The organism is Bradyrhizobium sp. cir1, from assembly GCF_014198245.1.
In the GTDB taxonomy this organism is placed as follows: domain Bacteria; phylum Pseudomonadota; class Alphaproteobacteria; order Rhizobiales; family Xanthobacteraceae; genus Bradyrhizobium.
Window position 1 is genome coordinate 462,590 of record NZ_JACIHE010000003.1, and the last position, 15,807, is coordinate 478,396.

13 protein-coding genes are annotated in these 15,807 nt (G+C 64.5%); 8 read left to right on the plus strand and 5 right to left on the minus strand.

From position 1 onward, the window contains the following. Positions 1–7 precede the first annotated feature (7 nt). From GGD63_RS10550 to GGD63_RS10575, 6 genes are all read left to right on the plus strand, one after another. On the plus strand, positions 8–1,162 hold the full coding sequence (locus GGD63_RS10550; protein ID WP_183241483.1) for an ABC transporter substrate-binding protein: 1,155 nt from the start codon (positions 8–10) through the stop codon (positions 1,160–1,162). A gap of 284 nt (positions 1,163–1,446) precedes the next feature. Beyond that, positions 1,447–2,319: a branched-chain amino acid ABC transporter permease gene (locus GGD63_RS10555; RefSeq protein WP_061882058.1), complete on the plus strand. Its 873-nt coding sequence runs from the start codon at positions 1,447–1,449 to the stop codon at positions 2,317–2,319. Next, complete coding sequence (locus GGD63_RS10560) at positions 2,316–3,362, plus strand: branched-chain amino acid ABC transporter permease (RefSeq protein WP_183241485.1); 1,047 nt, start codon at positions 2,316–2,318, stop codon at positions 3,360–3,362. The genes GGD63_RS10555 and GGD63_RS10560 overlap by 4 nt, the downstream gene beginning before the upstream one ends. Then, positions 3,362–4,144 (plus strand): ABC transporter ATP-binding protein, encoded by a 783-nt coding sequence (locus tag GGD63_RS10565; RefSeq protein ID WP_183241487.1) that lies wholly within the window; start codon positions 3,362–3,364, stop codon positions 4,142–4,144. The genes GGD63_RS10560 and GGD63_RS10565 overlap by 1 nt, the downstream gene beginning before the upstream one ends. Then, complete coding sequence (locus GGD63_RS10570) at positions 4,137–4,841, plus strand: ABC transporter ATP-binding protein (protein WP_183241489.1); 705 nt, start codon at positions 4,137–4,139, stop codon at positions 4,839–4,841. Before GGD63_RS10565 ends, GGD63_RS10570 begins: the two co-directional genes overlap by 8 nt. Next, positions 4,834–5,166 (plus strand): Rieske (2Fe-2S) protein, encoded by a 333-nt coding sequence (locus GGD63_RS10575; RefSeq protein WP_409334052.1) that lies wholly within the window; start codon positions 4,834–4,836, stop codon positions 5,164–5,166. The genes GGD63_RS10570 and GGD63_RS10575 overlap by 8 nt, the downstream gene beginning before the upstream one ends. A gap of 125 nt (positions 5,167–5,291) precedes the next feature. Here GGD63_RS10575 and GGD63_RS10580 read toward each other — a convergent pair whose 3' ends face one another. The 3 genes from GGD63_RS10580 to GGD63_RS10590 form a co-directional block, all read right to left on the minus strand. After that, positions 5,292–6,152, minus strand: a complete 861-nt coding sequence (locus tag GGD63_RS10580; protein ID WP_183241502.1) for an alpha/beta hydrolase — start codon at positions 6,150–6,152, stop codon at positions 5,292–5,294. Between the two features lie 123 nt (positions 6,153–6,275). Beyond that, positions 6,276–7,811: a hypothetical protein gene (locus GGD63_RS10585; RefSeq protein WP_183241504.1), complete on the minus strand. Its 1,536-nt coding sequence runs from the start codon at positions 7,809–7,811 to the stop codon at positions 6,276–6,278. Between the two features lie 28 nt (positions 7,812–7,839). Continuing rightward, positions 7,840–9,030 (minus strand): glycosyltransferase family 4 protein, encoded by a 1,191-nt coding sequence (locus tag GGD63_RS10590; RefSeq protein ID WP_183241506.1) that lies wholly within the window; start codon positions 9,028–9,030, stop codon positions 7,840–7,842. Positions 9,031–9,311: 281 nt separating this feature from the next. Between GGD63_RS10590 and GGD63_RS10595 the strand changes: the two genes are divergently transcribed. After that, positions 9,312–11,408 (plus strand): GumC family protein, encoded by a 2,097-nt coding sequence (locus GGD63_RS10595; RefSeq protein ID WP_183241508.1) that lies wholly within the window; start codon positions 9,312–9,314, stop codon positions 11,406–11,408. 7 nt (positions 11,409–11,415) lie between these two features. Here GGD63_RS10595 and GGD63_RS10600 read toward each other — a convergent pair whose 3' ends face one another. Continuing rightward, positions 11,416–12,762, minus strand: coding sequence for a lipopolysaccharide biosynthesis protein (locus GGD63_RS10600; RefSeq protein WP_183241510.1), 1,347 nt, complete (start codon positions 12,760–12,762; stop codon positions 11,416–11,418). Between the two features lie 440 nt (positions 12,763–13,202). Here GGD63_RS10600 and GGD63_RS10605 point away from each other — a divergent pair, with 440 nt between their 5' ends. Then, positions 13,203–14,426 carry an NAD(P)/FAD-dependent oxidoreductase gene (locus GGD63_RS10605; protein ID WP_183241512.1) on the plus strand — a complete coding sequence of 408 codons (1,224 nt, stop codon included), beginning with the start codon at positions 13,203–13,205 and terminating at the stop codon, positions 14,424–14,426. A 22-nt stretch (positions 14,427–14,448) separates the two neighbouring features. On the opposite strand, the gene GGD63_RS10610 is transcribed toward GGD63_RS10605, so the two are convergent. Further along, on the minus strand, positions 14,449–15,585 hold the full coding sequence (locus GGD63_RS10610) for a GNAT family N-acetyltransferase (RefSeq protein WP_183241514.1): 1,137 nt from the start codon (positions 15,583–15,585) through the stop codon (positions 14,449–14,451). Between the last annotated feature and the right edge of the window lie 222 nt (positions 15,586–15,807).

Here is a 15,807-nt window from a genome sequence, read left to right on the forward strand (position 1 = left end):
AGATAACATGACACGAACAATCCGACTGGTTCCGGCAATCGCGCTGGCAACGGCCTTGGTCGGCGGTGCTGTGCAGGCGCAGACCATCAAGATCGGCGTCAACGAGCCGCTCACCGGCGCCTTCGCGGCGTCAGGCACTTACGTCGTCAACGGGGCCAAGATCGCCGCCGACGAGATCAACGCCAAGGGCGGCATCCTCGGCAAGAAGATCGAGCTTGTCATCGAGGACAACAAGAGCAACCCGACGGAAGCCGCCGCCGTTGCCGAAAAGCTCATCACCAGCGACAAGGTGCCGGTGCTGATGGGCGCCTGGGGCTCGAGCCTGACGCTTGCGGTGATGCCGAAGCTGATGGAATATGAGACGCCGATGGTGGTGGAGACCTCGTCATCCGGCAAGATCACGACGACGGGCAATCCCTTCATCTTCCGTATCTCGCCGCCCTCGGCAGTCGAGGCCGCGGCCTTCAAGGGCATCGTCGACAAGCTCGCGCTGAAGAAAGTCGACTTCCTCGTCATCAACAACGACTGGGGCCGCGGCACCGCCGAGGACTTCAGCAAGATGATGAAGGACAAGGGCATCACCATCGGTCTCGTCGAGACCATGGACCAGGGCGCGCAGGACATGAGCGCGCAGCTCTCCAAGATCAAGAGCTCGGATTCCGAGACGGTCATCGTCACGACTGCGGTCGACCAGCTCACGCTGATCTTCAAGCAGGCGGCTGCCCTCGGCCTGAAGAAGCGCATCATCACCACCGGCGGCTCGCAGAACCCGGACCAGATCATCGCCCAGGCGGGCGCCGCCGCCAACGGCACCATGCATCTGACGACGTTCCTGCCGTGGTTCCCGGACAAGACGCCGAACCCGGAAGCCACCAACTATTTCATCACGGAATGGAAGAAGCGCGGCTTCGAGTTCGCCGGCTGCACCGAGAGTTTTCGCGGTTATGACGGCATCCGCACCGCTGCTGCGGCGATCGAGAAGGCCGGCAAGGCCGAGCCTGCCGCGATCAAGGCGGCGCTGTGGAACATCAACATCAAGGGGCTGAACGGCGACATCGTGTTCCGCAAGTCCGGCCCCGAGGGCAAGGAGAGCGGGCAGAGCCAGCCGAACGTCTATCTCATCGAGATCAACGACGGCAAGGTCGAGATGAAGACGCTTTAAATCACTGGGGACGAGGGCGGTACATCACCGCTCTCGCCTCTCTACCTAGGGCGATCGCATATGGCCAAAAACGTGGCGGGCAACTTGCCTGCGGCCCATCCTTCGAGACGCCCGCCTATGGCGGGCCCTCAGGATGAGGTCGCGTTTTGCGCCGAGATATTAGACCCTCATGGTGAGGAGCCCGCCAAAGCGGGCGTCTCGAACCATGCAGGCCGAGATCATCCGGCGGTCCCCACTGTCACAAGCGACAGCCGTAACTTACTGCGAGTCAGCCGGGAACAGCCTTGAGCGAATTCCTCCAGCATCTGATCAACATGCTCGTTCTCGGCGGCACCTATGCGCTGCTGGGTATCGGGCTGACCTTGATCTTCGGCATCATGAACGTCGTGAACTTCACGCATGGCGTGCTCTACACGTTCGGCGCCTACATCATGTTCATCGTGGTGCAGCAGCTCGGGCTCAACTTCTTTCTCGCTTTGCCCGTGGCCGTGCTGGCTGGATGGCTGTTAGGCGCGGCCATCGAATTGACATTGCTGCGTCCACTGCGCGGCTCCGACATCGACACCACCATGCTGGTGATGATCGGCGCCTGGATCGCGATGCAGTCGGGCACGCTGTGGATCTGGGGCGGCGTCGCCAAATCGGTGGCGACGCCGTTTCCGGAGGCGCCGCTGGTGCTCGGGCCGGTGTCCGTCTCCTGGCTGCGTCTGTTCGTGCTCGCCGCCGCGGCACTGTTGATCCTGGTGACGTATCTTTTGATCAACAAGACCAGCCTCGGCCGCGCGATGCGGGCGACGTTCCAGGACCACGACACGGCGTCGCTGATGGGCGTCAATGTCGACATGATCTACACCTCGACCTTCGCGATCGGCTCCAGCCTGGCCGCCGCCGCCGGCGCGCTGCTCGGGCCGGTCTACGTGATCTTTCCGCAGATGGGGGATCTCGCCGCGGTGAAGGCCTTCGCCATCGTCATCCTCGGCGGTCTCGGCAATATCACCGGCGCGGTGATCGGCGGCTTCATCCTGGCGCTCGCCGAGGAGCTCGGCGCGGGCTACGTTTCGTCCGGCTACCGTGATGCGATGGGCTTTCTGATCATCATCGCCGTCTTGATCTTTCGGCCGACCGGCCTGTTCGCGCGCGCGGAGCGCGTCGGATGAGGGCGATCATCACCATCCTCGTCATCGCAGCGCTGGCCTCGGTGCCGCTCTGGCTGCGCGATCCCTATCTCCTGAACGCGCTGATTACGACCGGGATCTTCGTCATCGGTGCGATGAGCCTCAATCTGCTGCTCGGATTCACCGGCCAGCTCAGCCTCGGCCATATCGCCTTCTTCGGTATCGGCGCCTATGTCAGCGCGCTGACATCGCTCGGCTTCGACATCGGCCTGCCCGGAGGCTTGCGGCTGGTTCACACGCCCTGGCCGCCGATAATAGGCTTCGTGCTGGCGATCCTGATTGCGGGATTGTGCGGCTATTTCGTCGGGCTGCTCTCGTTCCGCGTTCGCGGCGCCTATTTCGTCATCGTGACGATTTCCTTTGCCGAGGTGGTGCGGCTGGTCGCGCTGAACTGGGTCGAGCTGACGCAGGGTCCGTTGGCGCTGACCAACATTCCCTCCATCGCGCTGCCCTTGCCCGGCTTCGGCGAGCTGACGCTGCGCACCAAGATGCAGAACTACTATCTCGTTCTGGTCGTCGCGCTCACCGCCTACTTCCTGATCGCGCGCCTCGTTCATTCCCATTTCGGCCGCTCCATGCGCGGATTGATGGAAAATGAGACGCTGGCCGTTTCCGTCGGCATCGACGTGACCAGGACGCTGACGGTCGCGGCCGTGATCTCGGCCGCGATTGCGGGCGCGGCCGGCAGCCTCTATGCGCACTACATCCGGATCATCGACCCTGAGGTGTTCGCCTTCATCAACACCGTGACCATGGTCATCATGGTGATCTCGGGCGGCAAGGGCTCGCTCGCGGGGCCCGTCGTCGGCGGCCTGATCTTCGGGCTGCTGCCGGTCGCGCTTCGTCCGGTGATGGCGCCGGAAGCGCAATGGATCGCCTATGGCGGCGTTCTGATCGCGATCTTGTTCGTGCTGCCGCGCGGCATCGTGCCCTCGCTTGCGCAGCGGTTGACCCGGCGACGGAGCGCGACGACGGCGCTGGCACCGGTCGCGCTGACGGAAACCGGCGCCAAGGAGCCGGCGTGATGACGGCGCGCAGCATTGCCATGACGATCGATCAGGTCGCCGTCCGCTTCGGTGGGCTGGTTGCGATCTCCGACATGAGCTTTACGGTCGGCGACGGCGAGATCGTCAGCCTGATCGGGCCGAACGGTGCCGGCAAGACCACCGCCTTCAACGTCATGACCGGCTTCCTGACGCCGAGCGCGGGCCATGTCACTTATCAGGGCACCACGCTGACCGGATTGAAGCCGCATGAGATCGCCGATCTCGGCCTGATCCGCACCTTCCAGCGCACCAGCGTGTTCCCGAACGACACCGTCTACGACAATCTCCTGATCGGCCTGCATCGTCAGGGTCGGGTCCGGCTGCTCGACGCCATCCTCGGTCTCCCGGGTGCCCGCGCCTCGGAGCGCAGGCTGCGGCAGCGGGCGGGCGAGCTGCTCGAATGGGTCGGCCTCGAACGCCGCGCGCATGATGCCGCCGGATCGCTCTCCTATGGCGAGCAGCGCCTGGTCGGCGTCGCGCTGGCGCTGGCGGCCGAGCCTTCGATGCTGCTGCTCGACGAGCCCGTCTCCGGCATGAACGCCTCGGAAACGCACCGCTTCGTCGAGCTGATCCGCAGCATCCGCGACCGCGGCATCACGATTTTGCTGGTCGAGCACGACATGCCGATGGTGATGACCGTCTCGGACCGCATCGTGGTGCTCAACTATGGCCGCATCATCGCGGAGGGAACGCCGGACGTGATCCGCAACCATCCGGCCGTCATCGAAGCCTATCTCGGACATGGAGCGGGACGTGCTTGAGATCCGCGACATGGTCTGCGGCTATGGCGGCGTCACCGCGCTGCGCGGCATCTCGCTCGACGTGAGGGCCGGGCAGCTGGTCGCCCTGATCGGCGCCAACGGCGCCGGCAAGAGCACGACGCTGCGCGCGATTTCCGGCCTGGTGCCGCCGCGCTCCGGCCAGATGAAGTTCGAGGGCGTCGACATCACCGGCGCGAGGCCGCCGCGCGTGCTGGCGAGCGGGATCGCGCATTGTCCGGAAGGGCGGCGCGTGTTCCCGCACATGAGCGTCGAGGAGAATCTCGACATGGGGGCTTACCTCCGTCGTGGTTCGGGTGAGATCGCGGCGGACCGCGACCGCATCTACGCCGAATTTCCCCGGCTCGCCGAGCGGCGCCGGCAGGCCGCGGGCACGCTGTCCGGTGGCGAGCAGCAGATGCTCGCGATCGGCCGCGCGCTGATGTCGCGGCCGCGGCTGATCATGTTCGACGAGCCCTCGCTCGGGCTCGCGCCCAACATCGTCGAGCGGACCTTTGCGATCATCCGTGGCATCCGCGATGCTGGCACCACGGTGCTGCTGGTCGAGCAGAACGCCTTCGCCGCGCTCGAGATGTGCGATCATGCCTATCTGCTCGAGAACGGCCGCATCGTGCTGTCAGGCGCCGGCACCGAGCTGATCGAGAACGAGCATGTGCGCAAGGCCTATCTCGGTGGATGACGCGGCCGGGTGGATCCCGGTCTGCGATCTCGACCGGCTGAAGCTCGAGGCGATCGTCCGCGTCGCCGGGCGCGACCTGCTCGTGATCTGGAACGAGGGCAACATTGTTGCCTGCGAACGTGCGTGCCCGCACGAACAGGCGGATCTAGCCTTGGGGCAGGTGACGGCGGGGCGGCTCCATTGTCCGCGCCATGCGGCGTCATTCAACTTGCGCGACGGGACAATGACTGCCGGATGGCCAAGCCCGCCGTTGCGGCTCTATCCGGTGCGGATCACGGGCGAGCAAATCTGGATTGAGATGCAGGAGCGGCAGCCGGGGCGATGATGACATCATGCCCCTGTTTTGCCCGACGAGTCAAAGCGGTCACGACGGTGTCGATTGGCCTTCAAAAAATTCGCCTTTGAAAACAACGGGGTCTCTACTGTGCATGGGGTTGTTTTCGAACTTGTTCAATCCAGCAGCCGCCGCGCGGCCTTCACCAGGACGCCGTCGGGCCGACGTAGCGCCTCGAGAATGGTGAAATGATCGGCGCCTTCGATCGCAATGAGCTGGCCCGGCGCTCCCGCCGCCGCGCGCTTCTCATGGAAGTCGATTGAATCGCACACCAGCGCCGGCAGTTCGCTGCCGCCATAGGCGATGTCGAGGCGCTTGTTGGTCACCGGCAGGCGAAGCGGCGAGAGCGTTGCGATCTCCTCGTCCGTCAGCTTGAGCGCGGTGTTCAGTCCGGTATCGCGGATCGGCGCGAGATCGTATACGCCCGAGAGTGCGAGCCCGGCATGGACGCGCGGATGGTTCAGCGCCATCGCGACGAGATGGGCACCAGCGGACCAGCCCGACAGGATGACCGGCCCGGCAACGCCATAGGCTGCGCCGTGCGCGGCGAGCCAGTCGAGCGCACGCGGGATATCGGCGACGATGTCGGTGAGGGACACTTCGGGCGCCAGCGAATAGCCGGGAATGGCAACCGACCAGCCGTGGGCAGCAACGCCCTCGACCAGCATGGCGAACAGCTCGCGCGAATTGCGCTGCCAATAGCCGCCATGCACGAACACGAGGCAGGGCGCATCGGGCTTTGCGGCGGGGTAAAGATCGATCTTGTTGTTCGCCCGCTCGCCGTAAGGCAAGTCGAGATGGGATCTCAGCGTGCCGCGCAGCCGGGCGGACGCCTCGTTGCGCTCGGCGATCAGGGCCGGACTGTTCTTGACCGCCGCGTTGTTGTCATAGGCGGCGCTGCGCTCCGCCTGGGATAGTTCGGCCCATTTGCTGCGGGGATCGAAAGGGCGGCGCGTCGAGCTTGTGGTGTTGACCATGGAATCTCCGAGCGGCCCGTCGTGGCTGTGACCGGCGTCGCTCTTTCCTGTCTGCCACGAATCCCGCTCGATTAGAACGTCGCTCGCGCTCAGGCGAGGGATGCGCCGTTCGCGGGACCCTGCTTAAAAGGCGGTCGACGGGCTTGTTCGCGACGGCAGGACAGTCGACGGAAATTGACGCGTGAAGGCACGCGTCTTGGGCTGAACCCGCGATCCGTCGATCACCTCGAGCCGGCCGCAGCGGTTCAGCGTGTGCAGCTTCCGGCCGGGCCATAGCGGTCCGGGCTTGAGGGAGTGGCGGACGACCTGCCTGAACGTCGTCGGCGACAGCTCGACGATTTCCGCCAGGGCGAGGGCCGCGCCGTATCCGTCGGTGCAGTTTTGGACCGGCCGCCACAGCTTGTCGCCGAGGGTGACGAAGTTCCCCGCCGGTCGCGCGCTCGCGCGATCGATCAGGACCGGGTTGCTGGCATGGGGCAGCCAGGGGCCGAGCAGATGTTCGGCGTAATAGATCGCAAGCGAATCCGAATAGCCGCCGGTGCCGTCGCGCCAGGCGCCGAACAGGTAGTAGAGACCGTTGTGCCGCGTGATCGTCGCATCGGCGAGTTCGAGGCCGGACAGCAGCGTTGTGTGCCGCTCCCATTTGTCCGGAAACCGGACGCATCTGTAAAGGGCGACATCGCCGTTGAGCGAACTCTCCGGGATCATCCACAACTCGCCATCGTCCTCGATCAGGAAGGGATAGGAGAGGTGCCAGGGCTCTTCCAGCACCGGCACGACGTCGCCGACTGGCCCGGTGTCGCCGAACTCGATCGCCGAGATGATTCCCTTGCCGACGCGGTGATCGAGATCCTCGAAGAAGACGAATGTCCGCCCGCGCCAGGTGACCGGAAAGGGGTCGGCATAGAAATGGTTTCCGGGATCGCCGAGCACGGTCCAGCCCGGCCCGGACAGATCGCCGGTCTGCCAGACGCCGGCACCGTCATTGAAGCGCCACCCGATGTGCCAGTGCGGGGCGTAGCAGCAGAGGCGATAGATCTCCTTGGCGATCGACACCGCGAGCCCGCGCGCGACGTAGCTGGCAGGTCCGCGCTGGCTTGTCGTCGTGGCGGGATGCGCAAGCTGCGGCACGATGCGCGGTCGCCCCGACACGATTGCCGCCACCATGGTCAGGGTTCGCGCCATAACGGTTTCGAGCGCGCCGCTGAGACCGGCCGCAATCTCGCCGGACGGGTGGCCGCGATCGAGGACCGCTCCGTCGACCTCGTTGACGATCTCGATGACAGGCAGGTCGCCGGCGAGAATGGCGGCGAGCGCGGCGTTCTCGCCTGTGGCTCCGTTGAACCGTGGGCGGAGATACAGCCGGGCAGGGCAGTTCGGGTCCCGCGCAGCGCTGGTGAAATCGACGATCACGTCCGCTGCACCGGCGCGCGCCCGCGTCCGTTCCGGAATGACCTTGAGCTTGTCGGCGCCGCTGTGCTTGCCCCTGTGCAGTACCATGCGTTCGAGCTCGAACAGCATGTCGAGACCCGCCGGCCGCGGCGCCGCCGTTGCCGTCCATGCGATTTGAACCGGCACATCGCGTCCGTCGATCGACAGCGTCTCGCGGTCCATCCACCGCCGCGCATGTTCAATTTCACAGCGAAACTCGATGATCATGTCGAGCCCATTATTCGAACCTGTCAGGTCAAATGACTTGGCCGAGAATGCGAACGTATTCCTCCACCATGGCGTCTACCGAATAGCGCGACCTCAGGCCTTTGGCGTTTTGTCGCAGCTCATCGCGCAAGGGTTGGTCGGTCAGGAGTTTCGAGACCGCCGCCGACAGCTTCGCATGATCGGAGGCATCGACGAACAGTGCGGTCGGTTTTCCCTCGAAGGACAACACCTCGCGCAGCACGGGAAGATCGGTGACGACGGAGGGAACGCCGGCGTTCGCGGCCTCGACCGCTGCGAGACCGAAAGTCTCGGCCTGCGTCGGAAACACGAAGATGTCGAGACAGGCGAGAAAGTCCGCCATCCGGCGCGGCGTGATTTCGCCGAGCAGGTGCAGCCTGTCCGATACTTTCAACTCATCTGCCAGCTGCCTCAGCCGGGCCTCGTCGGCGCCCTGGCCGGCCAGTGCAAGGTGCCAGGACGGCTGGTCCGGCAACAGACGGATCGCCGCATCGAGCCGCTTGTGCGGATGCAGCCTCGCGGCGCAGCCGAGCAGGGTGCAGTCTTGCGGCAGATTGAATTTGGCTCGCGCGGCTTCCTTCGACAGGGTGAGCGCCTTGTCGTCGAAACCGTGCGGGACATGCACCATGCGCGAGCGATAGGCCGCGGGATAGCGCGAATATTCGCGCTGCATGTCCTGCGAGTTGAGGGTGATGCGGTCGAAGAAGCCGAGGCTGCCCATGACGATGTCGGCGGCGCGCACCGGCCAGCTCATCGACAGTGCGGACGAGACCTGATTGGCGATAACAGGTGCGCGGCAGACGAGGCGCGATGTGCCTGCGCCGATGACGTTGCCGAAATGCTGGAAGGTCAGAACCGCATCGGGCCTGGCGGTCCTGATATGACGACCGAGCGTCCAGAGCATCCGCAGCAGCGCCAGCGGATTGCCGGGCCGGCGCGATGCGCAATAGAGCGTATCCGGCGGCTCGTCGAAGGACTCCGACTTGCGGAAGAAGAACAGGTGGGTGACGCGATAGCCGCGCGCGGAGAGGCCGGCGCCGAGCAACCTGGAGATCTCCTGCGCACCGGCATTTTCGGCCTGGGTCTGGACGAGGAGCACGTGCGGCATGGTTGCGCCGCTGTCTGGTTTTGCGAGTGCTGCTGCGGTGGACGGCAGCTTCGGTGCATCGCCCAGTTCTGCGCCTGGTTGGTAATGGAGCACGAATCTCGACCCGCTAATGAAACGTTCACCTTCTTAACCCCGTACCTATCATGCGGGCATCGCGCGGACACCGACTAGCAACAAACGGAGTTAATGCGCGCGACGCCGGAACGGCGCCGATCACACGGGAATTCCGCTGGTTCGGGCACGGTGTGGCGCGAGCGCGTTAACCAATTGGTGACGGTCGCGCGAGGGGCGGGGTAACGGCCGATTAACCATAGATATTTACGGTGGAGCAGGCCACTGAACAGTGTTCGCCAGTTGGAATCCGAGTAAAGTCCATGACGTTCGGTCGCCGCGCAGACCCGACAAGTTCCGGATCGACCGGTGTCGCCGCGTCGTGGCAGACCCGGACAGCGTCGACCGACAAGCCTCGCGGAACGGCCGCGCGTCTTGGCGGCATGCTCACCGCCGCGGGTGCGTTCTCCTTCCTTCGCGACAATGCGCGCCGTATCCTGACGCTGGCGCTCGCGATCTTCGCCCTCGGCGTCGTCGTTCTTCTGGTGATTCCGGTTCGATTTGCCGCAACCGCCCTGGTCGTCGTGGATCCCCGCGAGCAGCGCGTGACTACGGACCAAGACGTTCTGCCGGGCATAGGGCAGGACAGCGCCGCGCTGCAGAGCCTGGTTGAAGTTGCGAAGTCCGACGGCTTCCTCAAGCCGCTAATCGAGCAGCTCAAGGTTCGCGACGACGAGGACATCTCCGGGGGGCACACCGACCCTGCGCGTCTGCTCGAGCGATTCCGCAATCGTCTCGATATTTCCCGGCGCGGGCTCACCTATGTCATCGCCATCCGATTCACCTCGAACCGGTCAGAGCGCGCGGCCTATTATGCCAACGCGATTGCCGAGGCGTTCGTCGCCAGCCAGACCCGCATCCGTACCGAGGCGACTGATGAAGCCGCCGACTGGCTGAGTGGCCGGCTCAAGACGTTGAACGACCGCTTGAAGGCATCGGAGGACGCCGTCGCCGCGTTCAAGCTCGAGCACCGGATTGTCAACGCCGGCAAGGATTCCACGACCCAGCAATTGCGCGTGACCGAGCTGTCGCAGCAGGTCGCCGCCGCGCGCGCCCGGACCGAAGAAGCAAGAGCCCGCTACGAGCAGGCGCAGCGCGACGTGAAGGCGAATGTCGAGGCTCCCGCCAAGCAGGATCTCCTGAGCGCGCTGCGCGCCCAGCGATCGGCCCTCAACGATCAGATTGCGCAGAAGCGCGCGGTGCTCGGCGATCGCCATCCCGACCTCGTGATGTCGTACAGCCAGCTGAACGACCTCAACCGGCAGATCGAGGTCGAGCGCTCCAAGGGCATCGACACCGCAAAGTCGGAATACGAGTCCCAGCGCGACCAGCAGAAGGCGCTCGAAAGCCAGATGAAGGCGGCTGAATCGCAGCTCCTGGTCGACGGTCAGGCGCTGGTGAAGCTCCAGGAGCTGCAGCGCGACGCCGAGGCCAACAGGAACATCTACGAACAATTCCTCTCGCGCTCGAAGACGACGAACGAGCAGCGTCTTCTGCAGAGCTCCCAGACCAAGGTGGCTTCGCCTGCCATTCCGCCGCTGCGTTCGACCCTACCGCCGCTGCCTTTGCTGCTCGCCGCTCTCGCGATCGGCTCGCTGCTGACTTCGACGGCGGTCGTTGCCGCGACCGGGCGCGGATCGGACAAGGCCGCTGAAGAGGATCCTGCTCCAGATCCGGCGCCGCGTCAGCCCGCGGCATGGCCGCGCCCGCCAGTGTGGGCCCGCATTCCCGACCTGTTGCCTGGCGATACGCCGAGGAACATCTGGCAAGGCCCGGTGTCCGCGACGGCCGAGCTCGATCTCGGTCCGCATCTGCGTCCGGTGCTCGACAGGCTGGAGAAGCTGCCGGGCGCCCGGGGCAAGGTTGCGCTCGTGATGTCGGTCGGCAAGCGCGCCGGCGGCAACACTGTGGCGCGATCGCTGAACCGGTGGGCGATCAACAGGGGAAAGCTGAGCGTCCTGATCCGGGTCGAGCCTGATCTCGGTGGTGCCGGGGCCGGTCTTGCCAAGGGACAGGCGGACGGTGTGAGCATCGCGAACTTCCGCAGCGTCAGTGCACTTCTCGGCGCGAGCAGGCAGCCCGAGGCGTTGCCCGCGGATGATATTCGTTCCGAGTTCGATCTGGTCGTCGTCCATGCAACCTCGCTGGCCCTGCAGCCCGAGGCGGCGGCGCTGGCCGCGCATGCCGATCTCGTCATTCTGGTTGCGCGCGAAGACGCGGTCGATTCAGCCGCCATGCGCCGGGCAATTGCCGCGCTCTCCCGCTTCGGTGGCGTGCCGACCGGGATCGTCGTCAATCATGTGCCGGCCGATTCGACCTCGGCTGAACGTCGGGGCGAAGTGCTGGGTCTGGTCGGTTGATCGGCGCCTACTCGCCGGGCTCGGCACCGCGGACCGCATAGGTGCCGCGTTTCCACGCCGAGAAGCGCAAAAGTGCGAGAATGGAAGGATCCACGCCGGTTCGCCACCGGCAGAGGATGTTGAGCGCGATGGTCGCGAGCGCCAGCGATACGGTCGCCGAGATCGCGGCGCCAAGCACGCCGAGCCAGGGAATCAGGACGAGGAATCCGACCAGCCGCAGCGCGACGTTCGCGGCGACGACGGGGACATAGATGCGCTCGTGGCCGGTCAGCTGCAGGATCGCCGCAGATGGACCGCCCGCCGCCTGGAAAGCCGTTCCGATCGCGAGCACGATCAGGACCCAGTGCTGCGCGGCGAAATGCGGCCCGAACAGATTGAGAAGATGGGGACCACCGACCCAGATCAGGAGCAGTCCGCTGACCACGCAAAGCGCGGTCACCTCCGCCATGAGCCGCAGCGTTCGCTCGAACTCCCGGTGGTTCTTGCTGAAGTACAGCGAAGGGAGGCGGCGCGCGCCGAAACTGTAAAGTGCGGCCGACACCATGGCGAAGATGTTGGCGAGGCGCGAGGCGGCGAAATAGATTCCGGCGGTTGCCGGATCGAGCATCCAGTAGACCAGGATGACGTCGAAATACTGGTTTGCCGCCTCAAGGATGGACGCGATCCAGAAATGAAGTGCGCTCAATCTCCAGCGCGACGGCTCGGACTGGGCCGTCGTGCCGCGGAAATCCGGCAGTGCTTGTGCAACCGCAACGATCTGCGTCACCAGACCAATCGACATCGCGATCGTCATCACGGCGATCAGTTCCGCAGGATCGAGCTGTCGATGGCTGAACAAGACGGCGAGCAGAAACAGGACGACGCCGACCCGCCAGAAGAATTCCCGGTTTCCTTCCCCCATGAGAATGCTGACCAGCGAACGTGCGACCTGGCTGCCGAGCATCACTCCCGCGCTCACGGCGGTGTAGGCAGACACAGCGAAGATCAGCAGCCACCCATCGCCTCTCATACTCGCCACGATCGCGGTTGCGCCGATCGCAATCAGCATCGCGACGGACGAGACCTTCAGGCTCGATATCAACACGCCCTTGGTCAGATCGGGCCGATCCTGCACCCGGTACTCGTTCAGAAAGCGCACCAGAAGCGATTCCTGCCCGACCAGTCCCACCACCGCCGCGATCTGGGCAACCGAGAGCCAGGTCGCAAAGATGCCGAACCCATCCGGCGACATCGCTCGCGCCGCCAGCGAGAACAACGCAAACGCGAGCGCGCCGCTGCCAACCTTGAGGAGGATGGTCCCGACGACACCGCGCGTTACGTCACGCCGCAGAAACTGAACAATGGATGCGATCATGGAAGATACGGGGCGTCCCCCGAAAATGTCCGTTGCGAGAGTGATGGCAACCTAGCACGCCGGGAAATCATGAGTGTTAATGCACCGTCTGCGGAATCATCGCATCCGCCGGCGGTGCCGGCGTGGGCCGCTGCTTCACCCTGAAACATCTGCGTCCCTCTTGTCCCAGATAGAGCAGAGACCGGCGCAATCGAAAAGCGACGTGATGCCGCGTCACCGCTCGACGGGCTGCTGATCTGACGGAAAACGGTCATGTGTTGAACCGTGACAGGACTGAAGGCCGGGTTTTGTGGATCATCCCGAGCAAGGGGCGTGCCGGGACGGGTCATCCCGTGATCCGTTAACCTCGATCTCTGGAAATGATCGCGTTCGGCCCTGCGATGCGACATCAGGCGGGAAAATTGCACGTGGAACCACCGTTAACTGTGGGAGCCTGGACCATGACGGCGGATAGCACCGTGACCGAAGCGATCGCGGCAGCGGAGACTTCGACGATCGCTGCGGACATCGCGATCGTCGGCGGCGGCCTTGCGGGATCGCTCGCGGCCGGCGTCCTTGCACGGGCAGGGCATCGCGTCGCTCTGATCGACAAGCGCGCGGTCCCCCCGGACGAGTTTCGGGTGGAGAAGATCGGCGGCCATCAGCTGGAGCTGTTCCGCAGGCTCGGCTTCATCGATGCTCTCGCGAGCGCCGGTTGCCTCTATGATCGCGTGCTCAATGTCAGGGAAGGCAAGGTGGTCGATGTCACCGTCGGCCGGGCTTACGGGCTTCCCTATGCCGATCTCGTTGCCATGGCGCGAAGCCAGTTACCTGATCCCTCAAGTCTGATCGTCGACGAGGTCGCCGCGATCAACTATAGCGACGATGTCCAGCATCTCGAGCTCGCCTCGGGGAGGCGCATCGATGCGCGCCTTGTCGTTCTGGCCACGGGCATGGCGGGAGCGCTCGGTTACAAGCTCGGCATCAGGCGGCGCGTGCTGGCGGAGCGCCATTCGGTCTCGTTCGGTTTCACCATCGCCCGCCGCGATGGCGCGCCGTTCGATTTCGAGGCGCTGACCTGCTACGGCGAGCGTACGGCGGACGGCGTCGATTATCTCAGCCTGTTTCCGGTGCGCGCAGGCATGCGGGCAAATCTCTTCATGTTCCGGGATCCGACAGATCCTGTCATGCGTGACCTGCGTCGAGATACCGAAGCGACATTGTTGCGGTTGCTGCCGGGATTGCAGAGCTTCCTCGGCGATTTCCGCGTGACGGAGCGGGTCCAGAACTGGGTGATGGATCTGTCCGTTGTCGAAGGACATCTCCAGCCCGGAATCGTGCTCATCGGCGATGCGTTCCAGACCAACTGCCCGGCGGCCGGCACGGGCGTCGCCCGCCTGCTGGTCGACGTCGAGCGTCTTTGCACCGAATATGCGCCGCGCTGGCTCGCAACTGCGGGCATGGGTACGGAGAAGATATCGCAGTTCTATTCCGATCCCGACAAGATCGCGGCGGACCAGCAGTCGCTGAAGATGGCGCGCTTCCGACAGGCGCTGACGTCCCGCAACGACATCAGCTGGGACGTACGGCGGCGGCTGCACTTCTTGCGGCGCAGTATCACCCATCGGGTCGATCAGATGCAGCCAGGCTGGCTCGCGCAAGTTCGAAGCGCGTTGCGCGCCTGAGTGCTGCGCGCCGTCGCGCCAGTTAGCGCGTGGGGGTCGTGCTGCGGGTCGGCAGGAGCCTGAACTCCGACATTCGCTTGGCGGCCAGCTTGAGCCAGGGCGCCTGCTTTAGTGCAAACAGCGATATGGCGCCCACCGTGCTGCCGGCCTGGGTGACGGTCCACATTGGCGAAGGCTGTGCGCCGAACAGTTTCTTGTATGGCTCGTCGCCAATCGTGAAGTCGAGCATCTGATCCCCGCGCTCGATGCAATCCCTCGCCACCTGCTCGAACATCAGCGCGCCCAGTGACTGGCTCTTGTAGCCGGCGATGTCGAAGGCACTCATGATGACGAGAAAGCTGTCACGGTGGTGCAATCCAAGCACGGCGGCGATCACCTCGCCATCCATCTTCATGGCATAGAGCCGCACAAAGGAGCCGAGGCCGCGGACCGCAACGTCGGAATAGAAGTCATAATATTCGGGTCGCTGGAGCAGGTCTCCGTCGCCCTGCGACTGGAAGCGTGGACCGCGGAATTTCCTCATCACGTCCAGCGCTTCGAGGATGGAGGCGCTGTCATCGCAGCATGAGAAGCTGAGTACGCCTTTCTTCTGGAGCTGACGATATTTCTTTGCGAGCTCCTTCTGGTAGGAGCGATCCAGGGCGCTGGCGCGCCATTGCTCGAATGGAGCGACGAGAACCGTCGCATAGGCATTGGTGTCCATCGTGACCCGGCGGGGTGCGTCCAGGAGGCTCTCGATTGGAAGCCGCCCGTCCGGCAGCTTGGTCATCCGGAGCAGGTCGAAGGGGCGGACGAGATGCCGGATCTCCGCGCATGCGTCCGCATCTCTGAGCAGTTCGGCAAACACCTGCGGGCTGCAAACGGGCGCCAGATAGTCGGAAACGCGCAGGTCGGCGAATTCGACGGTTCGTATCGGACCGCGCCGGACCCGCAGCAAAGGCAGCACCATCGCAAGGGCGCGGCTCGCATGGCGACGAGCCACGACGACCAGCGGGGTTGCGTCGGCATGAGATGCGAGCCTGCTGTAGAGGCTGTGCAGCCAGAGCGGATGCTGGAAGGCGGTCGCGGCCGAACCGTCGAACAGATCTGCATATTCCGGAGAGAGAAAGTCGAATGCCGGCTCGACGGCGATATCGAACGTATTGCTAGACGTCGTCATGCGTAACCAGGGAAATCATGTCGCTCGGGAATGGGTCGATCGAGCCGGAACCGAGGTTTTATAGCAGGGGAGTGGCGATCGAGATACCGACGCGGTACGATTTGCATTAATCCGTCGAGCCTGGTTCGTATCGTTACCGAATTCTTAACGTTTCGCGATCGCAAGGGCTCGGACGTGGACGTCAACCTGCGCTAGCAAATAATTAACCGCGTCTGGGGAAGG